Source organism: Microcystis wesenbergii FACHB-1317, assembly GCF_014696875.1.
Lineage (GTDB): Bacteria > Cyanobacteriota > Cyanobacteriia > Cyanobacteriales > Microcystaceae > Microcystis > Microcystis wesenbergii_A.
Genome location: NZ_JACJQV010000132.1, coordinates 25,151 through 50,625, shown reverse-complemented (window position 1 = coordinate 50,625; position 25,475 = coordinate 25,151). Strand labels below are relative to the sequence as shown.

The 25,475-nt window shown below is 45.2% G+C and carries 22 protein-coding genes; 9 read left to right on the top strand and 13 right to left on the bottom strand.

What is annotated here, in order from left to right; all coding sequences use genetic code 11:
* Positions 1-765 precede the first annotated feature (765 nt).
* Complete coding sequence (pyrC, locus tag H6F92_RS11465; protein ID WP_190357935.1) at positions 766-1,800, top strand: dihydroorotase; 1,035 nt, start codon at positions 766-768, stop codon at positions 1,798-1,800.
* Between the two features lie 169 nt (positions 1,801-1,969).
* On the opposite strand, the gene H6F92_RS11460 is transcribed toward pyrC, so the two are convergent.
* The 3 genes from H6F92_RS11460 to H6F92_RS11450 all read right to left on the bottom strand — a co-directional run bounded on the left by H6F92_RS11460 (position 1,970) and on the right by H6F92_RS11450 (position 5,697).
* Complete coding sequence (locus tag H6F92_RS11460; protein ID WP_190357942.1) at positions 1,970-4,702, bottom strand: cation-transporting P-type ATPase; 2,733 nt, start codon at positions 4,700-4,702, stop codon at positions 1,970-1,972.
* Positions 4,703-4,946: 244 nt separating this feature from the next.
* Complete coding sequence (locus H6F92_RS11455) at positions 4,947-5,441, bottom strand: phosphoribosyltransferase (RefSeq protein ID WP_190357934.1); 495 nt, start codon at positions 5,439-5,441, stop codon at positions 4,947-4,949.
* Between the two features lie 25 nt (positions 5,442-5,466).
* Positions 5,467-5,697: a hypothetical protein gene (locus H6F92_RS11450; RefSeq protein ID WP_190357933.1), complete on the bottom strand. Its 231-nt coding sequence runs from the start codon at positions 5,695-5,697 to the stop codon at positions 5,467-5,469.
* Positions 5,698-6,155: 458 nt separating this feature from the next.
* Between H6F92_RS11450 and H6F92_RS11445 the strand changes: the two genes are divergently transcribed.
* Together H6F92_RS11445 and H6F92_RS11440 are read left to right on the top strand one after the other, a co-directional pair.
* A complete protein-coding gene (locus tag H6F92_RS11445) occupies positions 6,156-6,497 on the top strand; it encodes a translation initiation factor (protein ID WP_190357932.1) in 342 nt (113 codons plus the stop codon).
* Positions 6,498-6,506: 9 nt separating this feature from the next.
* Positions 6,507-6,974 carry a TspO/MBR family protein gene (locus H6F92_RS11440; protein ID WP_190357931.1) on the top strand — a complete coding sequence of 156 codons (468 nt, stop codon included), beginning with the start codon at positions 6,507-6,509 and terminating at the stop codon, positions 6,972-6,974.
* 315 nt (positions 6,975-7,289) lie between these two features.
* Here the strand turns inward: H6F92_RS11440 and H6F92_RS11435 are convergent, their stop codons facing one another.
* The 8 genes from H6F92_RS11435 to H6F92_RS11400 all read right to left on the bottom strand — a co-directional run bounded on the left by H6F92_RS11435 (position 7,290) and on the right by H6F92_RS11400 (position 15,884).
* Complete coding sequence (locus tag H6F92_RS11435; protein ID WP_190357930.1) at positions 7,290-7,769, bottom strand: hypothetical protein; 480 nt, start codon at positions 7,767-7,769, stop codon at positions 7,290-7,292.
* Between the two features lie 137 nt (positions 7,770-7,906).
* Positions 7,907-8,800: an ABC transporter ATP-binding protein gene (locus H6F92_RS11430; protein WP_190357929.1), complete on the bottom strand. Its 894-nt coding sequence runs from the start codon at positions 8,798-8,800 to the stop codon at positions 7,907-7,909.
* A gap of 221 nt (positions 8,801-9,021) precedes the next feature.
* Positions 9,022-9,795, bottom strand: coding sequence for an ABC transporter permease (locus H6F92_RS11425; RefSeq protein ID WP_002761938.1), 774 nt, complete (start codon positions 9,793-9,795; stop codon positions 9,022-9,024).
* A 62-nt stretch (positions 9,796-9,857) separates the two neighbouring features.
* Positions 9,858-10,481 (bottom strand): HEAT repeat domain-containing protein, encoded by a 624-nt coding sequence (locus H6F92_RS11420; RefSeq protein ID WP_190357928.1) that lies wholly within the window; start codon positions 10,479-10,481, stop codon positions 9,858-9,860.
* A gap of 218 nt (positions 10,482-10,699) precedes the next feature.
* The gene (locus H6F92_RS11415; RefSeq protein WP_190357927.1) at positions 10,700-11,131 is read right to left on the bottom strand and encodes a DUF29 domain-containing protein; all 432 of its coding nucleotides are present in this window, start codon (positions 11,129-11,131) and stop codon (positions 10,700-10,702) included.
* A 55-nt stretch (positions 11,132-11,186) separates the two neighbouring features.
* Positions 11,187-11,999 (bottom strand): HEAT repeat domain-containing protein, encoded by an 813-nt coding sequence (locus H6F92_RS11410; RefSeq protein ID WP_190357926.1) that lies wholly within the window; start codon positions 11,997-11,999, stop codon positions 11,187-11,189.
* A 257-nt stretch (positions 12,000-12,256) separates the two neighbouring features.
* Complete coding sequence (gene pyk, locus H6F92_RS11405) at positions 12,257-14,032, bottom strand: pyruvate kinase (RefSeq protein WP_190357941.1); 1,776 nt, start codon at positions 14,030-14,032, stop codon at positions 12,257-12,259.
* Positions 14,033-14,189: 157 nt separating this feature from the next.
* Positions 14,190-15,884, bottom strand: coding sequence for an iron uptake porin (locus tag H6F92_RS11400; RefSeq protein WP_190357925.1), 1,695 nt, complete (start codon positions 15,882-15,884; stop codon positions 14,190-14,192).
* Between the two features lie 819 nt (positions 15,885-16,703).
* Between H6F92_RS11400 and H6F92_RS11395 the strand changes: the two genes are divergently transcribed.
* The 3 genes from H6F92_RS11395 to H6F92_RS11385 are packed head-to-tail and all read left to right on the top strand — an operon-like array spanning position 16,704 to position 18,589.
* Positions 16,704-17,525, top strand: coding sequence for a Ycf66 family protein (locus H6F92_RS11395; protein WP_190357924.1), 822 nt, complete (start codon positions 16,704-16,706; stop codon positions 17,523-17,525).
* Positions 17,526-17,537: 12 nt separating this feature from the next.
* The gene (locus H6F92_RS11390; RefSeq protein ID WP_190357923.1) at positions 17,538-18,074 is read left to right on the top strand and encodes a TolB family protein; all 537 of its coding nucleotides are present in this window, start codon (positions 17,538-17,540) and stop codon (positions 18,072-18,074) included.
* The gene (locus H6F92_RS11385) at positions 18,071-18,589 is read left to right on the top strand and encodes a TolB family protein (RefSeq protein WP_002789939.1); all 519 of its coding nucleotides are present in this window, start codon (positions 18,071-18,073) and stop codon (positions 18,587-18,589) included. Before H6F92_RS11390 ends, H6F92_RS11385 begins: the two co-directional genes overlap by 4 nt.
* Positions 18,590-18,755: 166 nt before the next feature.
* Here the strand turns inward: H6F92_RS11385 and H6F92_RS11380 are convergent, their stop codons facing one another.
* The gene (locus tag H6F92_RS11380) at positions 18,756-19,853 is read right to left on the bottom strand and encodes a patatin-like phospholipase family protein (RefSeq protein WP_190357922.1); all 1,098 of its coding nucleotides are present in this window, start codon (positions 19,851-19,853) and stop codon (positions 18,756-18,758) included.
* Positions 19,854-20,440: 587 nt separating this feature from the next.
* Positions 20,441-21,730 (bottom strand): glucose-1-phosphate adenylyltransferase, encoded by a 1,290-nt coding sequence (locus H6F92_RS11375; RefSeq protein WP_190357921.1) that lies wholly within the window; start codon positions 21,728-21,730, stop codon positions 20,441-20,443.
* Positions 21,731-21,936: 206 nt separating this feature from the next.
* On the opposite strand from H6F92_RS11375, the gene H6F92_RS11370 reads away from it, so the two are divergent.
* The 3 genes from H6F92_RS11370 to H6F92_RS11360 all read left to right on the top strand — a co-directional run bounded on the left by H6F92_RS11370 (position 21,937) and on the right by H6F92_RS11360 (position 25,457).
* On the top strand, positions 21,937-23,301 hold the full coding sequence (locus H6F92_RS11370) for a collagen-like protein (protein WP_190357940.1): 1,365 nt from the start codon (positions 21,937-21,939) through the stop codon (positions 23,299-23,301).
* A gap of 314 nt (positions 23,302-23,615) precedes the next feature.
* Entirely contained in the window at positions 23,616-24,611 is a 996-nt protein-coding gene (gene dusA, locus H6F92_RS11365; protein ID WP_190357939.1) for a tRNA dihydrouridine(20/20a) synthase DusA, read from the top strand.
* 15 nt (positions 24,612-24,626) lie between these two features.
* On the top strand, positions 24,627-25,457 hold the full coding sequence (locus tag H6F92_RS11360) for a DUF362 domain-containing protein (protein ID WP_190357920.1): 831 nt from the start codon (positions 24,627-24,629) through the stop codon (positions 25,455-25,457).
* Positions 25,458-25,475: the final 18 nt, after the last annotated feature.

The following is a 25,475-nucleotide window of genomic DNA, read 5'->3' as shown; positions in this document are numbered from 1 at the left end:
AAGACTTAATAGAAGGGATTGAATTGGCTATGTTAGAAGTTACTCAAAAAGATATTCGCAATTGGTTTACTCACTGTTGCTACTGTACCTCATAAGTCAGAGAATTGCTATAACAAAGATCGATCGATTCATCTTTGATATATTTCCGCAGCACTTCTAGGTTATCACCGTAGTATAGTTTATTGACCATAGAGATTAAGGGGATTGACTGCATCCTCAATTGTATTATTATTCCCTCTTAAAGAGGACAAATACAATCGCTCTGGAGAATAATATGATTGTACTAATTAGAAGAAGCGCATCATGTGCGCCCAAAATTTAATTTTTTTAAGTCTATCTAGCCTGAAAATGAGGGGGTCGCAGGCAGGCACGGATTCCCATTCTATAAATAAGTATATGTCAAGTGGTGGGATTTTGTCAAGAGGAATTATAAATCCGTTGAGTAACGCACAGAAAACGGGTTTCTCCGAGAAACCCGTTTTCTACTCATGCAAAAAGAAGCGCATCGTGGTCAGTGAGTTGCTCGAACTGTGTGCGCCCAAAATTTAATTTTTTTTAAGTCTATCTAGCCTGAAAATGAGGGGGTCGCAGGCAGGCACGGATTTCCATTCTATAAATAAGTATATGTCAAGTGGTGGGATTTTGTCAAGAGGAATTATCGTCACCGTCAAATTAATTTCGCCGCTAAAATCAAAGGTTCTTTCCAATCAACTAAAACCCTTATCTTGGGTGAGGTGGGATTCCTAACCGTTGTATGATTGAACAATGCGAAGACTCACAATGACTCGACCCGACGACTGGCACCTTCATCTCCGCGATGGTGCGGCAATGAAAGCGGTTCTACCCCATACGGTGCGTCAGTTTGCCCGTGCCATTATCATGCCGAATTTAAAGCCACCAGTGCGCTCGGTGGCCGATGCTGCCTCCTATCGCGAGCGCATTCTGGCAGCAGTTCCAGAGGGTCAACAGTTCGAGCCACTGATGACCCTCTATCTCACCGATAATACCAGTCCCGAAGAAATCGTGGCAGCGAAAGCCTCCCAGTTTGTCAAAGCGGTGAAATACTACCCGGCCGGTGCCACCACTAATTCCGACTTGGGGGTGACGGACCTTCGTCGGTGCGATGGCGTTTTGGCAGCGATGGAGCAGGTAGATATGCCGCTACTACTGCACGGAGAAGTCACCGATGGTGATATTGATGTGTTCGATCGAGAGAAAGTGTTCATTGAGAAGCACTTAATCCCACTGATAACAAGATTTCCGAAACTGCGTGTCGTCTTTGAACACATTACCACTGCCGATGCGGTCAAGTTTGTTCTATCTGCTAACAACAATGTCGCCGCCACAATTACGCCCCAACATTTATTGTTTAGCCGAAACATTCTCTTTACCGGTGGCATTCGTCCTCATTTTTATTGCCTGCCGATTTTGAAACGAGAGGATCATCGTTTGGCACTTTTGCAAGCGGCAACATCGGGCAATCCCAAGTTTTTTCTAGGGACCGATAGTGCGCCCCATTCTCGCTACAGCAAAGAAAGTTCCTGTGGCTGCGCGGGTTGTTATTCAGCCCTGCACGCCCTAGAGTTGTACGCAGAAGCCTTTGAGAGCGTTGATGCGATCGATCAACTGGAAGGGTTCGCCAGCTGCCACGGTCCAGATTTTTATCAACTCCCCCGGAATACCGAACAAATCACATTAAACAAAACCCCTTGGCGCATTCCCGATGAATTGCCATTTCCCGAATCCGGACTGGTGCCGTTACGAGCGGGTGAAGAGATAAGCTGGCAATTAGGGGAATAAAAACCGCCAGTTTTTATAGTTGCGGTCAAGAATTCACGATTAGTTAAGCTAAGACGCATTTAAAGTGCTTATTCTTAATATTAGCCGAATCTCCCTCAATCCCTTTACTGTTGCCTCTTGCCTCTTGCCTCTTGCCTCGTCTCAACAAGCAATTTAAATTACGAACAGCTTATTTCCCATGACAATGAGGAGGATCGATAACATTGGCAAAAATTGCCCAAAACACCATGAGCAGCATCGGCAACAAACAGATTAGCCATTGATGACCGGTTAGTGGGGCCGTTGCAAACAGACTGTTCATCACCCCCCATTGACTAAACAAAATTTGTAGGGCAACAGCAGCCACAATCCCCAAAATTAGGATCGGTGCATTAGTAATCGAGGTTGACTGACGACGCAGGTAGTTAACTAGGCTCATCCCTAATTGGCTGATACTGAGCAGATAGATAACCCGTGCTGCCACAAGTGATTGAATTGCCATTGTGCGGGCAACGGCAATATCTCCTGTGGTCGATTTAGCCCACTCAAACATACCAAAAATCAGAATCCAGTTAAACAATGAAACAGCCAAAATTCGGCGCAATAGTTTTTTGGTGATCAAAGGTTCATTGGGATTGCGTGGTGGTGACTGCATAATGCCGGGGGATTTTGCTTCAAAGGCCAGGGGAACAGTCATCGTGACCGAGTTGATCATGTTCAACCAGAGTACTTGTAGGGAGAGGATGGGTAAATCTCGCGCCAGTAAAGTACTGATCAGAATCGTCATCGATTCGCCACCATTGACAGGTAAGAGAAAGGAGATTGCTTTGCGTAAGTTTTGATAAACGGTGCGTCCTTCTTCGACAGCGGCCTTGATCGAGGCAAAGTTATCATCAGTGAGGAGCATATCAGCAGATTCCCTGGCGACTTCCGTTCCTCCTTTCCCCATGGCAATGCCGATATCGGCCTGCTTGAGAGCCGGCGCATCATTAACACCATCGCCCGTCATCGCCACGATTTCTCCTTGAGACTGGAGTACTTCCACCAGTTGCAGTTTTTGGGTAGGGGCAACCCTGGCAAATACCGATCCATCGACCACCGCTTGGGCCAGTTGATGATTATCCATTTGCGCTAATTGTTTTCCCTCAAATGCTAAGACTTGTGCTGCCGTTTTAATGCCCATCCGTTCCGCGATCGCCCGCGCCGTGACAAGATGATCACCAGTAATCATCTTGACGCGAATCCCAGCAGTTTGACAGGCATGAACAGCAGCGATCGCCTCTGGACGAGGCGGGTCAATCATGCCCTGTAATCCTAGAAACACCAAGCCTGTTTCGATATCCTCATGGTCGATAGAATGCTGATGGGTCGCGGCTGCTTTTTTGGCGAAGGCAAGCACCCGTAAACCCTGCTCTGCCATCGTTTCTACCGCTTGCTCGATCTGTTCGGCGTTCAGCGCGGTCATCTGACCATAGCGATCGATCATCTGGGAACAACGACGCATCAGCGACTCAACCGATCCCTTGACATAGATCAGACGAGGTATGCCATCATGCAGGGTTGCCATGTATTGGTACTCAGATTCAAAGGGAATTGCATCCAATCGTGGGGTTAAAGACAATAGCCCCAATTGACTGAGACCTGCTTTGGCAGCGGCCGCAATCAGCGCCCCTTCCGTAGGATCCCCCACCACTGACCAATCTTCTCCCGTTTGTTTTAGCCCGGAGTCATTACAAAGCAAACCAGCTACCAGACAATCCCCTAGGGCCGGGGGCAATTCCTCTGCAAAGGGGCTGCCAGGGTTGCCATCGGTGATCAGACTAATTTCGCCCTTGGGACTATAGCCACCACCACTAACGGCGTAATATTGCCCTTCAGTATAAATGGACTGTACAGTCATTTGATTTTCGGTCAGGGTTCCGGTTTTGTCAGAACAAATGACGGTCGCACTCCCCAATGCTTCCACTGCGGGCAGTTTACGAATAATCGCATGACGACGGGCCATGCGGTTGACCCCAATGGCCAAGGTAATCGTTACCACTGCCGGCAGCCCTTCTGGAATCGCACTCACTGCGAGGGCAACGGCAGCTTCAAACATATCGATCCAAGATTTCCCCCGTCCTAACCCGATGGCAAAGGTCAAGGTTGCTAGGGTCAAAATTGCGTAGAGTAGGGTGCGGCTAAATTGGGCAAATTTACGGGTCAGGGGTGTGCTAAGGCTGACTCGGCTTTCCATCGACTGGGAAATCTGCCCCACTTCGGTGGCGTTGGCCGTAGAGACAACAATCCCTTTGCCCTGTCCAAAGGTAACGAAACTCCCTGCGTAGGCCATGTTTGTCCGTTCTGCTAGGGGCGTATCCCCGGGTAAGGGTTCGATCGCTTTTGACCCAGGCAAGGATTCCCCGGTCAGGGCAGACTCATCCACCTGCAAATTGCGGACTTTCAGCAGCCTCAAGTCCGCCGGTACTTTATCCCCCGATGCCAATAAAACGATATCTCCCGGCACCAAATCCCGAGATGGAATCCGGAGGGTTTGTCCCTCTCGCAACACGGTCGCTTCTGTGGTTACGGCTTTGGCTAGGGAAGCGATCGCACCTTCCGCCTTAGCTTCCTGCACATAGCCAATAATGGCATTGATCAGGGTAACTCCCCAAATCACCGAGGCATTCGTCCAAGACCCTAAAAATGCCTTAATAGTACCCGCAAGCAAGAGAATATAGAGTAGTGGCTGATGAAATTGCTGCAAAAACCTCAACCAAGCTGGTTTCCCCGGCTTAAATCGCAGTTCATTCGGGCCATATTTTTCGTAGCGACTGGCCACTTCTTCTGCTGATAAGCCCGCTGACCCATCGCTGGTCAAGTATTCAATCACCTCTGGTTGAGAAAGTTGATGATACAAGGGCAATGATAATTGAACTGGCATCATGCTCTCCAATATTTAGCAGATGGATATTCTGATCCTATCAGTCGGATAGGTTCTTGCTCTTGCTGCACACCATAAGCGCTTTTGTCTTGTATCGGTTCACGATTGTTGATTTTTCCCGATATTAATTCCCCCGTCAGCGACAATTGATTAAGCGGCGGCTGCTCCTAGTTCTCTGGAGAGTTGGCATTGATAGCTTGATTCAGCAACGCCAAAACTCCCTGCTGCTGATACCAAACTGACTTTATTCTAGGAGGTCTTTGGGTGTAATTAGCTGGTAACGCTCGAAGGGTTGATGAATCCAAGGATTATCTGGGTAATATTCCACATAATAGTCAGGTTTGATTATTGATGCTGCTTTGTACCAGATCACCGCAGTTTTGATATTGGTAATCCCGTATTTTTCCTGTAACAAAATCGAGGTTTTTTGGAGAGTGATGCCCGAATCGACCAAATCATCCACTAATAACAAGGGACTGTCCAATTTGGTCTCGATCATGGCTAAATTCGAGGAAATAGTTAATTCTCCCCGAATTTGCTGATTTTGCCCCCCGTAGGAAGCGGCGTAGAGAATGGCTAGGGGTTGACGAAAAAGACGACAGAGAATGTCACCGACGCGCAATCCTCCCTTGGCTAAACAGACAATCTGATGAAATTGCCAACCAGAACGATCGATTTTTACCGCTAATTTTTCGATCAGACGATGGTATTCATCCCAAGAAACATAGACATCGGCCATATTTGCGATTCTCGATTCAGAATTTTTATTTTTCGGCAGGTCGATCACTACTCCAGGCCCACCAAACTCGATCGCATTGACAATGATAGAATTCCTGCCATTTACGACGGGAATCTTCTCCTAAAACGGGAGCGCGGCGATTGATCCAAACGGACTGAGCTTCTTTAGCCTTTGCCCCGCAGTAAGGACAACAAAAATTGTAGGCGTGAACGGCCTTCTCTGTCCAGTCAGGGGGAAAGGGACTAAAAGCATCCATAATGTCTCAGGTAAGGGGGTTAACAGTCAAAAAGGGGCAAGCGGTGTGTTTACGGTATAGGGCTGAATTTCTGCTTCGATAGCTTTTACAGCTTGCAGTGAGCTTGTCGAATCTGCCTTTCTCCCCAAGATGAAGTGTAACCTAATTTGGTATCGTCAACCGACGGCCAACTGGCCAAAACCAGAATAGCCATCGGTTGTAACGGGTGTTAAGTAAGCTGCCCGCGCCTTTAAATTGCTTATTGAGATGAGGCAAGACCCCCCCGATGTCGGGGGGCAAGGGGGGGGGAGATTCAGCTAATCCAAGGATAGGCGGTTAAGATGCGTCTTAGCTTAGCTACTGTTCTGGCGTTGCCTAAAACCAGAGACTTCCTACCTGACCGGGAAGATAACTGTTATAGTTGAGGTCAAACCACCTTGACAGGGCTGGAGTGTGAATTTAATTTTGTCCAACTACTTATGAGTAAATCTCAGGAAAAAAACCGGATTGCCTACCAGGAATGGGGAGATCAAAGTAATTCTCAAGCTTTTGAGCGTTCCATTCCTGAATTACCCCCGAATCAGCAGAATTTACGAGTACAAACCTCCCGCTCTGGTCGGGCGGGAAAAACCGTTACCATAGTTACAGGTTTTCAATGTCAAACCGAAACTCTGACTAAATTATTAAAACAGTTAAAAACCGCTTGCGGAACGGGTGGTACAGTGAAAGAAAATACTATTGAGATCCAAGGAGATCATCGCCAAAAAATCCGACAAATTCTCATTGAATCGGGTTACAAAGCCAAAATTAGCGGAGGATAGCCAAAAATCATGATTCCTTCTTGGTTGCTTATCGGTGTCGTGGGATTTTTGGTGGCGTTAGCTGGGGGATTGCTCAATTCTCGCGATGTCCGTTGGTTTGCGCGCTTACGTCGTCCCGATTGGTTAACCTTTGAAAGATTAATCCCTCTTATCTGGACAATTATCTATATTTGTGGGGCAATTTCTGCTTATTTAGTCTGGGAAGCTCAACCGGCTGATAAGTGGTTTTTGATGGCTTTTTATCTGTTGGTGGAATTGACTATTACTGCCTATACTCCTGTCACCTGTAAACTACGCAGTCTCAAAGCGGGAACGATTATCGGCGGTACGGGTTTTTTCTTGGGTTGTCTTCTGGCACTATTGGTTTTCCCTGTTTCTTCTTGGGCAGGCATCCTACTTCTACCCTACCTGATCTGGAGTCCGATCGGTACCTATGTGACTTGGGAAATGATCCATCTCAATCCTCGGGATGTCTAGATAAGTACCTAAGCAAAATTAATTACACAAATCTAACCCCCCCTTGCCTCTTGCCTCTTGCCTCTTGCCTTTCTTCACTAGGAAATTTATTTTGCACGACTAAGCTAAACGGCTTTTACTTCGGATCACCGATATAGACTCCAAAAGGGTTATAGCTATTGGATCATGCAGGTTAAGCGCCGTTTAGCTTACTTAGGTAAAGTGGGATGGGTTAAAAATTAAGTTTGTTACTTATAGGGAGCATCTCTTAGCTTAAAAACCCACACCCGACACCCTGCCCCCACCGAAAAACTTTTTCAGCACACCCCATATATTTTATCGTTCACAACCGACAACAGAAGCGGTGTAGGTATTACCGATGTGCTGAATACCATTGACAAAAAGATTGACTAGAAAAGGTTGATCATTTGCCCGGACTGTGGCAGTAATTGTTAAGGGTTTATCGGGTTCGATTCGTACTCCATTAGTATTAAAAAATTCCTCGTTAGTTTGATCGCTATACTTGAGAAACAGCCGGATATCAAAGGAGGCAGCCCGGGGGACAGAAACCGTAACGATAAACCTCTGAAAACTTCTACCCCCTGGAACTGCCCAATCGGTATTCCAATTATTACGAGTTATCGTGACACCGAAAGGACCTGGAACAGTGGGTTGTGAGACGGTTTTGGTAATTTCACTACCTTCACCCCCTAATAAAGAAAGTGGCCGACAATTTTGCGCCGCTGCCGGTAGATGTGAGCTTAATAATACCGCCGATAGACTCAATAAGCCGGTGATAGAGGTTAATTTTCTCATTGATTTTGTCTCCAATTAATAGATAGAACCTATCCAAAAATTATAGATGATCATGATGGCAAAAAACGGCGATTTAGCTTAATTGAGGGGAATTACTGAAAAATGCCGATCATCAACCTGAATTTTCAAAAAAGGGTTTAAAATTGATTCATAATTTCCATATAAATATGTTCTAACTGTACCGTCTGACGGGCGAGAGAATCAATATTAATGCCATCGAATGCCCGGATAATCTCGCTTAATTCTAGATGTTCATCTAACCAAAAAGCTAAATCTTTACCGTAAAATTTGGGAGTAAATCCTAATTGTTTACCTCGATTTATGGCCGCTTCTTGATCCTGGGTATCCATGATAATAATTTCTTTCGCAGGAATGTGCTGACGCAGCTGATTTAAATTACCTTCGGCAATAATACGACCTTGTTTTAAAATTCCTATACGTTGACAGAGACGCTGTGCTTCATCGAGGAGATGGGTAGTTAATAAAATTGTCATTCCCTGTCGCCGTAATTCTCCGATTAAATCCCAAATTTCATAGCGAGATTCGATGTCTAAACCGGTAGTTGGTTCATCAAGAATTAATAATTTTGGCTGATGAACAATAGCCACGGCAATATTCATTCGGCGCTGCATTCCACCGCTTAAAGTTTCCACCGGACTACGGGCGCGATCAAGCAAATTTACTGCGGATAAACTGGCTTTAATCCGATGACGACGCTGGGGGCGATCGAGTCCATAAATCTGAGCAAAAAAGTTGAGATTTTCCTCACAAGTAAGGGATTTGTACAATAAATTTTCTTGCGGTGCAACCCCAATTAATTCTTTAGTAACTCTGGAAATTGGCAAATAATTAAAGGTAATTTCTCCCGATGAGGGTTTTAATAAATTACAAATTAAGTTAATAGTGGTGGTTTTTCCCGCACCATTGGGACCAAGTAAACCGTAAATTTCTCCCGCTTCAATATGAAAGTTTAATTGATCTAATACTAAGCGTCTTCCGTAATTTTTTTTGACATTATTAATAGTCAGCATTTTTAATAAAGTAACAAGGATAGTCAGGCTTTTTTAGGCCATCAGCCGTCAGCTAGGTAATAGTACGAATAACAGGTAAATTGGCTAATTACACTGAAAAACTAAGAAGCTGAATAACTGATGGTGGGTTACGGCGAATAGATAAATTAATGATTAAGTCTGATAATTTGTCTCCGCCTAACCCACCCTACCTAACTGATAACTGATCACTGATAACTGATTTACAATCGGCGTTCAAGGTTTAACATTTGTCGATAGGTAAGCCAACCACCTGCTACCATAGCCAGAGCAAAAAGACAGAGAAAGCGAAAATGAGAGCTAATATCTTGGAGATTTTCGCCCTTTGCCCAAACAGCAATTAAAGCTTCATTCATGTGGTAGATCGGGTTATATTTAGCCAGAGATAGAATATTGTCGGGGAATAAAGCAGTCGGGAGAAAAACGCCGCCTAAAATTAATAAAGGAACCCCAAAAGTTCCCACCAAAGCATTAACATCTTCTGTTCTTTTCGCCAGTTGAGTACCGAGGATAAATCCTAAACCCACATAGGCGGTGATACTAAGGAAAATAATTAATAATTCTAGAGGAATTGAGCCTTTAAAAGTGGCTCCATACTGTTTAGCAATAGAATAAACTAAAACTGTCTGACAGGCGGCAATCGCACAATGGGCGAGAAAAATGCCGATAAAATAGGAAACACCGCTTAAAGGCGATAAAAATAACCGTTTAATCGTTTGTTGTTCCCTTTCTGCCACTACCGTCGCCACGGTTCCCCCCAAACAACTAAAGAAAAGTGCCGCCCCGACGAGGGTGGGAGGAGTAGCCAGAGCCATCGCCTCGGCAAGCTCAATTTTGCCTTTTTCTGCCATAATATAGCCATTTAAGAGCAGGACAAGGATCGGGAAAATGCCCCAGAGGATTAAGCTACGCCCGCGCCGGATTAATTCCACTAAAATTCGTTGAGCGATCGCTAAAATTTCCTGCCAATATTTCATAGAATGTTAGTGTAATTGTTTCTCCCTGTAGAGAAATAAGTTTTTCTACTTTCGACTTAGGCTTATTGTAAGTGTTCCAGAGCTTGATCGGCGCGCAATCTTACCACTATTTCCGCTTCTGTCTCCCGAATCTGTCCTAAAAGTTCCCGAATCGCCCCGCGAAATGCCGCCGCCGCAGTTCCTAATCCCTGCAATCCGACGATCGCCGCATATCTAACCACCCACTCTGGATCCCCTTGCGAAAGTTTCTCCAGTGCCGCAAAAACTGCCTTCTGAGCCTCAGAAACCCGACTTTCCTCCAAATCAGACCAAATTATATTTCCTAAGCCTCTAGCCGCCCCTCGCCGCACGCTAAAGGAAAAATCACTCACCGCCGCCTCAAGTAATAAGTCCAATCCTCGCACATCGCCAATTCCTGCTAGGGCGCGGGTTGCCCAAGCTCTCGCCCCATAATTATAACCGTCTAGGTTGGCCAGTAAATAGGGAACCGCCGCTTTGCCAATGGCGATTAAACCATCCACGGCTGCCACGGAGGCACCGGGGTTATTATATCTCAGCACATCGGTGAGGGTGGGTATTGCCGCTTCACTTTTGGCGGCGGCTAAATTTTCCACGGCGGTTAGTAACCCATTGGCTGAGTCGGCTTTTTCGACGGCAATAATTAAAGTTTCAACGGTGGGAAGCATTGGTTATTAGTAGAGGGGATGAGGGTTAGGGAGTGGGGTGTGGGGTGTGGGGTGTGGGGAAGTGGGGAAGTGGGGTGTGGGGTGTGGGGTGTGGGGTGTGGGGTGTGGGGTGTGGGGAGAATAAATAAAATAATCTCCTGTCTCCTGTCTCCTGTCTCCTGTCTCCTGTCTCCTGTCTCCTATATCCTAACCCCACCAACAAACTTTTAAAGATAATTTTATCGCCAAACTTTTTTCTGTAAAATCTGATTAATTTCTTGGGGAAAAGGACAATCATCGGGAAAGTTAAAGGATTGATAATCGGGGTTATCTCGCAAGCTTTTTAAAGCCGTGGCATAGCAATCTAAAAATACTTGATCCCAGTAGGGTTTTAAACTAGGAGAATCGGTTAAAAGTTCCTCTAGTTCCCGTTGACTGCGCCTAATAGTTTCTTGCCAACCTCGATAATCCTCAACGTAATCAGTATAGCAAAGTTTGAGGCATTGTTCTAAGATGGTGGTTAACCGGTTGCGGAGTTCACGTTTTTGACTTCTGCCCAAACTTTCTATCTCCTCGATCAAGTTTTCCCAGTCAACTTGATCAAAGTTTTTTTGTTTTAAAAGAGTGATTGTCTCGTTTAGCCAGCCAACATAATCGGTTTGAATTAGCATAAAAACCTCTGGATTTTATCGGTTTGAATTTAGATAAAAAATAAGCAATGATTAATTACAATAAACTATCCATTAAAGTGAGAATTTCGGAGATATTTTCGCCCCTAGAATTAGTTTTCAGATGGTTTTCTAAAAGTTCCTTGAGGGCAACCAGTTTCAGACTATTTTCCGCCAAAGTATTAGCAATCGCAGGGGCAGCCGGCAGATAACCCGTAGCGCCTAAATCCATTAAAGCAGAACGACGCAGCTGTAATTCTTCCCCTTGTAAGGCATTAATCAGAATATCGCCATAGTCGGGGTTAGCCGTGAGTTGATAGAGGGCGCGGGCAGCCGCATAACGCACTTTTTCGACGAAATGGGTTAAAAACGGTTCGATCAGGGGAATCGCTGCCGTTGCTTGCAGGGTTCCCAATGCTTCGATAATCGCCTCGTAGGGTTGGACTAAATGGGGTTTTCCCGCCACTAAAACAGCCACTTCGATGCCACCCTCTAATAGTTTCTTTAAAGGTGCGATCGCTCTTCGATCCTGAAGCATTGCCAATGCTTGGGCAGCCGATTCGCGCACATAATAATCTTCGCAGTCGAGACAGGCAATTAATGCGGGAAGACAACTGAGATCATCTAATTTCCCTAAAGCGCTGGCGGCGTTGCGTCGCAGGGGATAACCGCCGTCAGGAGTGCGATCGCTTTCGTCTTCTAAAGCGGCAATTAACGCCGAAATCGCCTCCGGTTGACGAACACGAAATCTACCCAACCACCAAGCAGCATAATAACGCGCTCCTAGGTCTTCTCTTTGCTGGATATTAGCGATCGCTTGTTCAACGGTATAGGCCGGATTATCGACGGCAGTAGAGTAAGAATCGCTCATAGACAAGTGAAAATGGGTGTGGGGTGTAGGGTGTGGGGTGTGGGGTGTAGGGTGTGGGGTGTAGGGTGTGGGGTGTGGGGTGTGGGGTGTGGGGTGTGGGGTGTGGGGTGTAGGGTGTAGGGTGTGGGGTGTAGGGTGTAGGGTGTGGGGAAGTGGGGAAGTGGGGTGTGGGGTGTGGGGTGTGGGGTGTGGGGTGTGGGGAGAAAAAAGCTGCCTCCTGACTCCTGACTCCTGACTACCGGCTCCTGACTACCGACTCAGTTTTTCATAGTTGCCGCGCCATTGCCAATACCAGAATAAATTAAACCCCGTTGAGCATCGAGACTAATGATCACCCCTTCGCGGATAATTTTCGTGGCATCTTTAACCCCGACAATCACAGGAATACCCAATTTTAAACCGATAGTAGCGGCGTGATTATTCATCGCGGTATCTTCGGTGATAATTCCGCCAGCTTTCCGCATCATATCCACATATTCGGCGCTGGTGGTGGGAACGACTAAAATCTCCCCGTTACTAAAACTACCCACTTCTCGGGCATTATGGGCTACTCGCGCCCGGCCACTAGCCACACCCTGGCCGATACCCGTACCCTTGCCCAAAAGGGATTTTACCACTTCCACCTTAATTAAATCCGTGGAACCGGCCACCCCTTGCAGAGTTCCCGCCGTCATCACCACTAAGTCACCATCCGCTAGGAGGTTATTTTCCTGGGCAAGATTCATCGCCACTTGAAAAGTTTGGCTGGTGGAGGGTAAATCGAGCAATAACATCGGTTTTACGCCCCAAACTAGCTGTAACTGCTGGGCCACTTCTCGATGGGGGGTAACGGCTAAAATCGGGGTTTTGGGGCGAAATCGGGAGACATTACGGGCAGTAGAGCCAGTTTTTGTCAGGGTAATAATTGCCGCTGCCCCCAATTGTTCGGCAATTTGACTGACTGCCGAGGAAATAGCGTTAGGAATCGATTGTTTATTGTTAGAGCGAGCGGCACTATTGATCTGTTCCCGTTCGATCCTTTCGGCAATGCGGGCCATGGTTGCCACCGCTTCGATGGGATAATGACCCACAGCCGTTTCATTGGAAAGCATGACCGCATCAGTGCCATCTAAAATCGCATTAGCCACGTCCGAAACCTCGGCGCGGGTGGGACGAGGATTACTGGCCATACTGTCAAGCATTTGAGTGGCGGTGATAATCGGGATGCCTAGCTGATTAGCGGTATTAATCAGGCGTTTTTGCAGGATTGGCACGTCTTCGGCTGGTAATTCTACTCCTAAATCTCCCCTAGCCACCATAACACCATCACAGAGGGATAAAATTGCCTCCATTTCCTCGATCGCTTCGTGTTTTTCAATTTTAGCGATCACGGGGATAGATTTACCCGCACTGGCGATTAATTCTTTAATTTCGAGGATATCTTGGGGATTACGCACAAAACTAAGGGCGATCCAATCCACATCCCACAGCAGTCCGAACATTAAATCTTTTTTGTCCTTATCGGTTAAAGCTTTCACCGACAGATAGACGTTGGGAAAATTCACCCCTTTATTACTGGATAAGACACCCCCAACCACCACGCGACAGGACAGGTCTCCTTTCAGGCGATCCACTGATTCCACCCGCATTTCGACTTTACCATCATCAAGCAGAATTCTCGAACCTTCTGGGACTTCTTGGGCTAGAGAGGGATAGCTAATGGAACTTATTTCCTGATTACATTCCACATCCCTAGAAGTAAGGGTAAAGGGTTCCCCCGGTTTCAGGGTAATCGACCCACAGGCAAATTTACCTAAACGAATTTTTGGCCCCTGTAGATCCTGAAGGATGCCAATCGGTTGATTGAGTTCAAAGGCTAACTGACGGATCAGGTTAATGCTGTGACGATGGTAATCGTGATCGCCATGGGAAAAGTTTAATCTAAATGTCGTCGCCCCCGCCTTGATCATCTGACGTAATGTTTCCTTATTTTGCGAGGCTGGGCCAATCGTGGCCACAATTTTAGTGCGACGGGGGAAAGACAGAGAGTGCATAGATAAGCAACTAAATAGGCGAAGTAAATATAACGGCGTTTGGTACGCTTCGCCCATCTTCTCATAAATGGTTATACCCAGTGATAAAGTTAAAAGTAAAAAAACGGTGAGATCTACAAATCCCACCGTTCTTATTGATCGAGTCCGTCAACTTAGCTTAGAAACGGAAAGTTGTCCGGAGAACACCAACAAAAATGGTGTCGTTATTACGGTTGTTAGCATTGAAGATCGCATAAGCACCGGGGGTAATCAGAATATTTTTGGTGACTGGGAACTTATACTGAGCTTCCACCATGTAGGAAGTGCCATCTTCCTTGTCGGAACGGGGTACTTGACCACCACCGATGGACAGGGCCGCACCTTCGGCAAAGAGATCGAGGACAGAAAGATTCAGGTTCCAAGACCAGATACCAGTGTTATTGTCTCCGATCGCATCATTAACTCCCGTGGCCGAAGCATCGGCGTAACCACCCCAGCCCGCTAGATTTAAGACTCCTGGGATAACTTGGGCGCTCGCTTGAAGACCGAAACGGTTAGCTACAGTGCCAACGTTACCGAAGGGACGTTCCGTGAGAGGGCTGCTGACGTTACCGAATAAACCAGAACTCATACTAGCCGCAGTTTGATAACTGCGAACGTAAACGAAGTTAATATCGGCAAATTTGATGAAGGAGAAACCAACCTGAGCACCCGCACTGTAGGAACCGTTAAATAAACCGCTACCAGGGTTAGGATTGCTGGCCCCATTAGTCCCACCATCAGCTAGGTAGGTTCCTGTGACTTGGAAAACATCCCCGATCTTAAATCTGACCGCCGCACCAACACCAGAAGGACCACGGAAGACGATGTTATTGTAGCGTTGACCGCGAGATAAAGCACCTGTACCGCTATCGGCGAGGAAGGGGTTCGCCGTAATAAAAACGTCATCTAGGTTTAACTGGTTAGCACCAACCCAAACGGTGATGTTACCGAAGGGAGTGCCGATGGGAGCGCGGTAGAACAAGTCATCGATGGTGACATCGTTGTCACGACCGTCATCGTATGCTAGACGGGTCATGTTGGTTCTCGTCGGACCGTTTTGGTTGAAAGTGGTGTTAAAGTTACCTGCTTGTAAACGGGTTCTTAACAAATCTTTACCGGTGAAGCTGGTTTCAAAGTTGAGTCGTACCCGGTTATTAAACACTGCTTGGGTCTGATCTTGATTGCTGCCATCAGTAACTGTCCCGTTGGTATTGGTAACGGAAGCTTGACCACCCCAGCTATCGGCGATACTGAAGATTACCTCACCTCTGAGTTTGGTGGTGGTAGAAAATTGATTATTTTCCAAGAAAGCAACGCGCTGTTCCAGGTTATCTACTCTAGCTCCTAAAGCCGCTAGTTCGCTTTCAAATTCTTGAACAAGACGTTTTAATTTATCGATATCTTCTCTGAGTACCCCAACACCATCTTGAATTAAACGTTCCATGACGTTTAAACAAGCGTTTAAACCTGCGGCAAATTCCCAACGAGTGGTGGCGCGATCACCGCGGAAGGTACGATCGGGAAAACCAACGATACAACCGTAACGTTCCACAAGACTTCTTAATGCCTCGTAGGCCCAAGCGGTGGGAGATACGTCCCGCAGTTGGTTAACGCTAGTCACCTGGGACATGGAACCTTGATAAACACCCGTATTAATCTGCTGACTACTTTGGGCGCGTTGAATGCGATCGAGTTGTTGCTGCGCAGCTGGGTCAATTTTAAGTTGAGGTGTACCAGGCATAGTTTGCGCTACTGCGCTGCCAGCAGCCGCTACGGAAGCACCTAATACTAAAGGAGTTACCTTTACTAAATTCTTGAATAGTTTTGACATGGGTCAATCCTCACACCTTATTTTATGGATTGAATGGACTATTAATACAAACAGACTATATGTCTAGCCTGGATCATACTCACATTCTATGCTAATTCCCTCTTGCCTAGGTTAAGTTAATTTTATGATATGACAGAAAAATTTCTGTCTAATCTTACTTAGATTGGTACTTACGCACTTTACCAATTCACCATGAGCTGCATCAATGAAAATCCCTCCTTTCAGACTTGCGGCGATTAACTCCAACGATAGCGATCGCTCAAAAATCATCAAGAAATCACGTTAAAATTCCTGAAACCCACAACGCACATTTGGTCAATCCTGTCAATAGGCAATTCCTAAAGATTTTGTTAAAATCTCAGCCTTTTCAGTTATCAGTTATCAGTTATCAGTTATCAGTTGACTGATTACTGTTCACTAGACCTCTTGCAAAAATCAAAAATCTGACCTTAGGTGAGGAGTCAGGCTTCGGTCGTGAGATCAGCCGAACGGAGCCAGTAGCTGGTCGTCAGGAGAATTAAGAATGAGCATTAATCAATTAAATGCTCTATTTAGTAATTTTATGCAGTTTTATGACTATTTTTCTCATTTTCGCACTCTCAAAAATTAATCATGCAAGAACTCTACTGATCACTGATAAAATCTCCCCACTCCCCTAACAATAGTTGTGTGAACGAGGGTGGTTAATATATTGCTAGACTTTGGGGTTAGAATATAGCTCGATGCCTAGAGTTAAAAACAGCAGGATTGCTTCTGAAAGCTGAGGGCTAGAGATAAAGACTCGATTCTTGAATTTAAGCACCGAGAAGGGAGATAAAGATGGTCAATTTTGGGCTGAATTCGGCCAGTATCTTAGGAATTTTTCTGGCAGTGGCCGGAGCCGGGTTATACTTCCTGCGCTCGGTGCGGCCAGAACTTTCCCGCGATCATGATATATTTTTTGCCGCCGTTGGTTTACTGTGCGGTTTAATTCTACTTTTTCAAGGGTGGCGACTGGATCCGATTTTGCAATTCGGACAATTTTTGCTGACCGGGGCAGCGGTGTTTTTTGCCTTCGAGACGGTAAAACTACGGGGTTTAACCACGGAACAGGCCCGCCGCGGCACGTCTTTTGTGGATGAACGTCCTGTGAGTCGGGAATATCGGGCCGAATTGGAACCCCTCGACACCTACGAACCGGAGGAACGTTACGAAGATAATCCCCGTTTACGCGGTTACGATGATCCTCGCTCTTCGCGCACTTCTACTTCTGGTTATCAGGACGAGGAACCCCGCAGCACCCGCACCCGTCGGCCGGCCGATACTAGCAGTCGCAAAACGGCTAATCGTCGTCCCCGCAATAGTTCCCCCACTAGCGATCGAGATGTTTATGATCAGCGCCGTAGCGGTGATGATTGGGAAGAAACCAGTCCCCGTCCCCGTCGTCGTCCCGCTAGTGAAGAGACGAGCAGTAAACCGCCCCGCACTAGCCAAAAACGTCGTCCTCGCCCAATAATTGAGGATGATCCGCCATTTAAAGGGGAATACGTCGATTATCAACCGATCGATCCTAGCGATACGAGCGATCGAGAAGATTGGCAGAGACCGGATAATAGTGAACGGGAGTCGAGTAATGATCATCCGACTAGGTTTGATTATTAAGGAGTAGGTCCGATGACCAAAGCTCCCTTTTTACTGTTTATCTGCTTGTTTTTAGGGGTTATAGGTGGTTGTAATCTCAATAACCCTGGTTTATCTACAGGAACCCTCAATAGTCGCTATAATGACGAAAAACCTGCCCTGAGCGGTGATGGTCGTTGGCTGGCTTTGCTGTCTAATCGTCGCGGTAGTAATCAGATACTGCTGTATGATTTGCAGACAAAACAATACCAAGACCTAGGTGGATTATATACGGGTCAAGAAATTACCGATAGCCCCAGTTTAAGCCAAACGGGGCGTTATCTGGCTTATGTGGTGATTATTGAAGGTCGTCCCGTCATCTCTTTATATGATCGCATTACCGATCGTTCTGAGTTATTGAGTCAAAATTATCGCGGTTGGTTGCGAAATCCCCGTCTTAGTCCCGATGGTCGTTATCTTGTCTTTGAATCCGCTCGTCGGGGACAATGGGATGTGGAGGTTCTCGATCGCGGTCCGAATATCGAGTTAGATCTTCCCGATGGCAGTCCCGTTGAAAGTCCCAAACCGTGAAACGTTATTTTTTTATTAGTCTTGTTGCTGTCATTAGTTTGTTAACTGGATGTGCGGGTTATCCCAGTTTATTGTCTTTTCCTTTCGATCGAGGGGGGAGAAGTTTAAATAGTGCTGCTAGTGAATTAACTCCCTATCTTGCCTCTCGCTATCTCGTTTTTGCCTCCGATCGCAATGGTTCCCAAGCTATCTATCTTTTTGATGCCATCGATCGCCGTTTATTGCCTTTACCCGGCCTAAATTCTCTCGATCAGATCGCTTCTAGTCCTTCCATTAGTGAAGATGGTCGTTATATCGTTTTTACTGCTAGTCGTCAGGGAAAAACGACTATTTATCTGTATGATCGACAAACTCAACAGAGAAGGGAAATTGCTCCCGATCTCCTCGCAGAAGTACGCAATCCGATCATCAGTGCCGATGGTTCTAAAGTGGCTTTTGAAGCGGCCAAAAATGGGCAATGGGATATTATGATTTATGATCTATCTGGACGGGTATTAGTCAATGAAAATCAGTGATCATTAGACCTCTTGTAAAAATCAAAAATTGTTGTTAGGGTTAGGAGTCCGTAGCCAGTAGTCAGTAGTCAGGAGAATTAAGAATGAATAATAATCAATTAAATAGTCTATTGACATATTTAATGCCATTTACTCCTTATTTTTGCCGTTTTTGAAACCTCAAAAATTATCCTAAACCCATAGCTTTTAGTCGATGTTCTAGAAACTGTTTTCCCTGTTTTTCGCCGTCAGCGATCAGACGCTGGATATTGGCAGGAGAGCGATCGAGTTTACTTTCATAGTTGAGACTATTGGCTAATTCCGCCGACATTTCGATCATAGGAATATGATAATTATGATCGGGATCTTCTGGGAAAGATTTAGGAATTTTTAGTGGTTCTGTTAATCCGATCTCGCTCAAAAATTCCTCTTTAAAGGCTCCTTTAAGAAATAATTGATTGAGAAAGTCAATCTGATCGAGACCTTGAAATAGGGAAACATTACCTTCTAATTCATTGCGGCGATCAGCAATATCATCGGATTGCACGGGGATCTTATCTCTGGAGGTGGGATTAATTTTAATTACCCAAATTTCATCGGGAATATTTTCGACTCCGACAAATTCACGGCGAATTAAAGAACGGATGGGGGGATTATCAGAAAATAGTCCATCCCAGTAGGCCATAGTTTCAATGGTGACAGCAGGAAAAATGTTAGGAACACAAGCAGAAGCTAGGATATGTTCAATTTTAACTGCTTCCTGGCGCGAGTTAAATTTACTTAATTTTCCTGTCAGGATATTACAGGCCCCCATTAATAAAATTGGTGGTTCTGGTTTAGCTCCCCAAGTGGCTAATTCCGAGAAGTCAATATGCGCTCTTAGTAACTGATCAAAGTTGGTAAAGCGACTGCGTAAACCATAGGTAGCTATAGAAAATAAGGTTTTAGTAATCGGAGAGGAAGGACTGAGATTATACTGGGGAATTAATCCTTTGCTGGCCAATTCTAGAGCTTTAATAGCTGAGTCATTAAATAGTTGTTCTTGGGGAGTTCGAGCGCTATTATCTTCCCAAAAATCAATCATTCTTTTCCAAACGATGCTATCACCTTTTTTGAGAGCATACCAGGTGAAAAAGGCACAGATAGCACCGCCAGAAGTACCACTGAGACTGACAATATTAAAGTAATCTTGTACTTTATTGTCAAATAATGCTTTTAATGCACCGGCAGTAAAAGCAGTTTGACTGCCGCCTCCCTGACAAGCGATCGCGATTTTGGCTTTCATAAATATCCTTATCTCCTGAATGGCTTCTATCTAAGTCCTAAGTAGGGAGGCACAATTATTTGTAGGATGGGTTAGCGGTAGCGTAAACTATGCGGGCGTTGGGTTTCATGCTTCAACCCAACCTACGTTCATCTTATATTTAATTCCACCCACCTACTTAGGGCTTTAATTTAAGGTTAATTGAAAACTTAGAATCGGATGCAAAAATATAGAAATTTTTCTGATTTTCAGAAGAGCGGCTCGGTAGATTTTGCTATCACTTCTAGAAAAGGATAGGATTTCAAGGGAATTGTCTAGGTAATTAGCTGAAGCCATCAGCCTGCGGCTATATCCAAGCGATAATAACTAGAAAAATGGAAAAACTGATAACTGATTACTGATTACTGATAACTGATAACTGATTACTGATTACTGATTACTGATTACTGATTACTGATTACTGATTACTGATTACTGATAACTGATTACTGATAACTGATAACTGATAACTGATAACTGATAACTGATAACTGATAACTGATAACTGATAACTGATAACTGATAACTGATAACTGATAACTGATAACTGATAACTGATAACTGATAGATTAAATCACTGTCCCGTCGGGAATAGTGGCATTTTTGAAAATAACCACGATGCCGCTGCGAACATAGAAACCTAAATCTTCGCGATTAGCTTCTTCCACACGATCTTTGTTAACAATTAAAACATTGGAACCAATGCGAGCATTTTTGTCCACAATTGCCCGACGAATAGTGGAACCGGAACCGATACCCACGGGAATTTTGGCATTCCCGATCAGACTTTCCCGTTCGGGGAAAGACTCATAAAAGTCGGCTCCCATCAGCATTGTATCCTCGATCGTGCAGTCTTTGCCGACTCGACTACGAATACCTAAAATCGAGTGATGGATGCGAGATTCTTTGAGAATACAACCTTCAGAAATCATCGATTCTGTCACCGTACAATTGAGCATTTTTGTGGGTGGCAGATAGCGAGAACGGGTATAGATGGGGGCTTTTTCGTCGTAGAAACTAAAGGCGGGATTTGGTTGTTGGGTCAGGGCGAGATTAGACTCATAAAAGGCTTCAATCGTCCCGATATCTTCCCAGTAACCTTTAAATAAATAAGCCTGAAGATTGTAGTCTTTAGCGGCCGAGGGAATAATTTCCTTGCCGAAATCGGTCTGTTCTTTATTGGCATCGAGCAGATCGATTAAAACATTCTTTTTAAAGACATAAATTCCCATGGAAGCGATGTAGGGACTTTGACGGGCTTGGTCGGGACTTAAGCCTAAAATCGTCGTATCTACCCGCATTCTTTCCAATTCTGCCCCTTTGGGTTTCTCATAAAAATCGACAATTCGCCCCGAATCATTAATTTTCATCACCCCAAAAGCGGAGGCGCGACGTTCATCGATGGGAACTACCGATAAAGTGATATCGGCGTTGGTTTCCCGATGGCGTTCGATGAACTTGCTGTAGTCCATGCGATAGAGATGATCTCCCGAGAGAATGAGATATTCATCGATATCCCAATCCTTCATCGTCCAGATATATTGTCGTACTGCGTCGGCCGTGCCTTGGAACCATTGAGGATTTTCCATGGTTTGTTGAGCCGCCAAAACTTCCACGAAACCATCACTAAAACCCGTAAAATTATAGGTACGATTGAGGTGACGATTGAGAGAAGCGGAATTAAATTGCGTCAACACATAGATTTTGTCAATCTGGGAGTTAATACAATTGCTGACGGGAATATCGATTAAGCGATATTTTCCCGCTAGGGGGACGGCAGGTTTGGCCCGCAGTTTCGTTAACGGATAAAGGCGAGTTCCAGCCCCGCCACCTAAGATAATAGCTAATACTTTTTTCACGCGCGTAACCCTCGCGATTGGCTGTTTCCTTCTCAAAGTAAGTGTAGGATGATAGCGCACCTTATTGATAGAGGGGAAACAAAAATCTAGATCTAAAAGTCATCAAGAGGGAATTGATCGGAGTCTTTGCGGATAAATTCGCTAAAATCATGAATTTTTGGGCTAAATCATTAATATTCACCTTTTTTATCCCTTTACCGTACCTAATGCCCGCCACGGTGACAGGCGATCGCTGTTCTTGGTTAGCCCAAGGTTCCGATGTACAGACTTTCGGTAAACAGGGCCAGAGCGGGAAAGCTGGCAAGGTCGGCAGCCAAGGCAAAAATAGTGACAGTTTAACCCTTTTTCTCGATGGTTCTCCCCTAAAACTCGATATTTCAGGACAAAAAGGGGTCGATGGTGAAAATGGCAGCAATGGCAGCGATGGCAACTGTAGCGGTCAACCTAGCAACGTCACCAGAAATCTCCAGGCGGCCGGTGGTGGTAACGGTGGCAATGGCGGTGATGGGGGTGATGGGGGCAATGGCGGCGCTTTAACCCTCTATGCCACTAATTTAGATTTTTTAAGACAAGTAACGGTTAATGCGGCCGGAGGCGCCGGGGGTTTTGGGGGTCAAGGAGGCCAGGGGGGCAAGGGTTGTCGCTGTTCCCAACCTTTCTGGACAATTCAAACCTGCAGCGGTAGGCCGGGTGATACCAATTATAGCTGTACCACCAGAGAATTTAGCTGTCAGGATGGTCTCGATGGGGCGACGGGTAATAGTGGTCGTAACGGTCGCGGGGGACGTTTAGGACAGTTAACTTTAATTCAAATCGATCGCCCTTTAACTGCCGATCAACCGAGCGCAACTGTTCCCCTTTCGGAGTTAAAAGAACGGGGTTATATTCTATCTAAAAATAGTTGGGAAACTCGCACCGGGGCAATGTCTTTATTTTCCCCCGGTTCCCTGATCGATGATCAATATCGGATTTTATTAGATCGATCGGAACGTTCTTTTATTTTAATTTGGAATGCGCCTCAAGAGTTTAACCGGTTTGCTAATCAGCGTTTTACTTTAACCCTCGATGATCAAAAGGAAATGAAGGTAACTGTCCCCAGTGAACTCTGGATCGAGGGAACCACTCAAAAACGCAATAATGTTACGGAATTTGTCGTTTATAATGCTGTTTTTGAACGAGATGTCACCCAATTAGAAGCAAAAGGTATTACAGGAAATGGTACTGATTTAAGGCTTTTTCTTGAAGATAAAGCTTCCCAATCGAATTTAATTGGCACTAAATTTAAACTGCGTTATCGCGTCACTCGTTGGCAAGCAGATGACCTGCAAACCAGTCCCAGAACCGATTTTGTCACTCGCTATGAAGGAGATATGCCTGCTAATTTAATCCGACAGGAGGGCAATCAATTTATTCTGGATATCGGTCAATTACCCTTACCCGTGGAATCCTTGCGATCGGGTACGGGGGTAGAAATCGAGTTACTTGCTACTCGTTCTTTTGCTGGTTATTCCAAAGAACAAAAAATCGTCATCCGCGACACGATTAAAGGAGCAAATATCCCACGGAGGTAAGTTAAAAAAGCTCCCTTCTCCCTTCTCCGGTGCAGTCTTAACCAGTAATTTAGATAGTCAACTTAAGTAGCTGGTTATAATTAAATTAAAAATAGATTTTAGGTTCGATCCCCCCTTAGTCCTAGGGTTGATTCATAGTAGGGTTGATTCATGAATCAACCCTACCCTTAGTCACCCCTTGATAAGGGTGGTGTCTGATAATTTTTAACGCCTACCTACTTACCAAAAAGCTTTAAAATATGTTGAGAGGAAGACTGGTTATTCTCTGGGTTTCCCCAGAGAATGTCCCGATCAGCGAAAAAATCAAGGGAAAGATGGGCAATATTTTAAGTGTGGCGCCGATGATGGATTATACCGATCGCCATTTTCGCTATTTTTTGCGACAAATTAGCCGTCGTCCCCTTCTCTACACGGAAATGATCACGACGATGGCGATTAAACACGGCGATCGCTATAAGTTGCTGGGGTTCTCCCTAGCAGAAAAACCTCTAGCTTTGCAGTTAGGGGGTGATAATCCCTATCTTTTGGCAGAATGCGCTAAAATAGCCGAAGATATGGGTTATGACGAGGTAAATCTCAATGTGGGTTGTCCTAGTTCTCGGGTAAAAGAGGGCAATTTCGGCGCTTGTTTGATGGCTAACCCGGAATTAGTCGCGAGGGGAATATCGGCAATGAATCAAGCTGTATCGATTCCCGTGACTGTAAAACAGAGAATTGGCATTGATGATCAGGATAGTTACGAAAATATGGCGAATTTTGTCCGTATTGTTGCGGATGCGGGTTGTCAACGTTTTACCATCCATGCGCGTAAAGCTTGGTTACAGGGATTAAGTCCCAAGGAAAATCGCACCGTTCCCCCTTTACGTTACGATGATGTTTATCGCCTAAAAAATCAGTTTCCCCATTTGTTTATTGAAATTAATGGCGGTATCATTAATTTAGAACAGGCTAGACAACATTTACAATTAGTAGATGCGGTCATGATCGGTCGGGCAGCCTACGATAATCCCTATTTATTTGCCACAGTCGATCGAGATTTTTATGGAGAATCGGTTACTCCTCCTACCCGGGAAGAAGTCATCAAAAAAATGCTTCCCTACATCGATGAGTGGGTGAGTAAAGGTTATAAATTACACCAGATCAGCAAACATCTTTTACAGCTTTTTGCCGGTCAGCCCGGAACTAAGGCCTGGAAGCGTTATATTAGTGAAAATAGCCATTTTCCTGGGGCCGATTCTGGGGTAATCTGGCAAGCTTTACAGCAAGTAAATTCCCTAAATGATCTGGCTAATCTGTCAGTTTCTCATTGATTTATTTTCCTCTCTATGATTACCCAATCCTCAATTACTGCCGGGGTAAAAAATTCAGCTATGGCGGATTTTGTTTATCAACCTCCCCCGGCAGCTATCACAGCTAAACGTATTTTAATTAAACCTAATTTAGGTTATCCTGTGCCACCACCGGTAACGGTTAGTCTGCCGGTATTAAGTCAAGTTTTGCGGGGATTGAGAGGGGTAAATCCCAGGGCAGAAATTATCTTGGTAGAGGGAGTTTGTTCGGCTATTTCTTTGAGAGAAATTATCGATATTTTGGGGGTAAAATCTATTCTCGATCCTGGAATAACTATTCTTGATGCTGATAGTTTACCCCAGCAAGAATATCCGAATCTTTCCCCTTTTCCTGTCCGTTTTTCCTCGATGTTTGCCCCTAAAATTATCGAAGAAGTGGACTGTCGGATCACGATTGGAACCTTAAAACGCACCCATTTAAAGGATGAACCCTTGATTTCTGCTTCTTTAAAAAATCTCTATGGACTCTTTCCCCGTAGTCATTATCAGGCCCGTAGTCCCAACTCCCGGGGGCAATTACATCGCCCCTCCGTACCGCTAATTTTACAGGATGTTTATTTTTGTATCGGTCATCTTTTTGATGGGGCAGTGGTGGACGCTAATCTCAAATATTTTAGTAGTAATTGGCGACCGGATCGAGGAAAATCTATTCCTCTGGGTCAGGTGTTTTGGGGTGATGATATGATTAGCGTGGATCGCAGTGCTTGTCTGTTGGGTGATGAACCGATGCCGAGTTATTTAGAGGCGATCGATTTGCTTCGTTCTCAACTTTTAAACGGAACTAAAATAGACAAACACTTGTATTAAATAAGAGCCAGCTTATTA

Coding starts and splice junctions, on each gene's coding strand:
- pyrC (WP_190357935.1), top strand. CDS start 766: ATGCGAAGACTCACAATGACTCGACCCGACGACTGGCACCTTCATCTC.
- H6F92_RS11460 (WP_190357942.1), bottom strand. CDS start 4,702: ATGCCAGTTCAATTATCATTGCCCTTGTATCATCAACTTTCTCAACCA.
- H6F92_RS11455 (WP_190357934.1), bottom strand. CDS start 5,441: ATGGCCGATGTCTATGTTTCTTGGGATGAATACCATCGTCTGATCGAA.
- H6F92_RS11450 (WP_190357933.1), bottom strand. CDS start 5,697: ATGGATGCTTTTAGTCCCTTTCCCCCTGACTGGACAGAGAAGGCCGTT.
- H6F92_RS11445 (WP_190357932.1), top strand. CDS start 6,156: ATGAGTAAATCTCAGGAAAAAAACCGGATTGCCTACCAGGAATGGGGA.
- H6F92_RS11440 (WP_190357931.1), top strand. CDS start 6,507: ATGATTCCTTCTTGGTTGCTTATCGGTGTCGTGGGATTTTTGGTGGCG.
- H6F92_RS11435 (WP_190357930.1), bottom strand. CDS start 7,769: ATGAGAAAATTAACCTCTATCACCGGCTTATTGAGTCTATCGGCGGTA.
- H6F92_RS11430 (WP_190357929.1), bottom strand. CDS start 8,800: ATGCTGACTATTAATAATGTCAAAAAAAATTACGGAAGACGCTTAGTA.
- H6F92_RS11425 (WP_002761938.1), bottom strand. CDS start 9,795: ATGAAATATTGGCAGGAAATTTTAGCGATCGCTCAACGAATTTTAGTG.
- H6F92_RS11420 (WP_190357928.1), bottom strand. CDS start 10,481: ATGCTTCCCACCGTTGAAACTTTAATTATTGCCGTCGAAAAAGCCGAC.
- H6F92_RS11415 (WP_190357927.1), bottom strand. CDS start 11,131: ATGCTAATTCAAACCGATTATGTTGGCTGGCTAAACGAGACAATCACT.
- H6F92_RS11410 (WP_190357926.1), bottom strand. CDS start 11,999: ATGAGCGATTCTTACTCTACTGCCGTCGATAATCCGGCCTATACCGTT.
- pyk (WP_190357941.1), bottom strand. CDS start 14,032: ATGCACTCTCTGTCTTTCCCCCGTCGCACTAAAATTGTGGCCACGATT.
- H6F92_RS11400 (WP_190357925.1), bottom strand. CDS start 15,884: ATGTCAAAACTATTCAAGAATTTAGTAAAGGTAACTCCTTTAGTATTA.
- H6F92_RS11395 (WP_190357924.1), top strand. CDS start 16,704: ATGGTCAATTTTGGGCTGAATTCGGCCAGTATCTTAGGAATTTTTCTG.
- H6F92_RS11390 (WP_190357923.1), top strand. CDS start 17,538: ATGACCAAAGCTCCCTTTTTACTGTTTATCTGCTTGTTTTTAGGGGTT.
- H6F92_RS11380 (WP_190357922.1), bottom strand. CDS start 19,853: ATGAAAGCCAAAATCGCGATCGCTTGTCAGGGAGGCGGCAGTCAAACT.
- H6F92_RS11370 (WP_190357940.1), top strand. CDS start 21,937: ATGCCCGCCACGGTGACAGGCGATCGCTGTTCTTGGTTAGCCCAAGGT.
- dusA (WP_190357939.1), top strand. CDS start 23,616: ATGGGCAATATTTTAAGTGTGGCGCCGATGATGGATTATACCGATCGC.
- H6F92_RS11360 (WP_190357920.1), top strand. CDS start 24,627: ATGATTACCCAATCCTCAATTACTGCCGGGGTAAAAAATTCAGCTATG.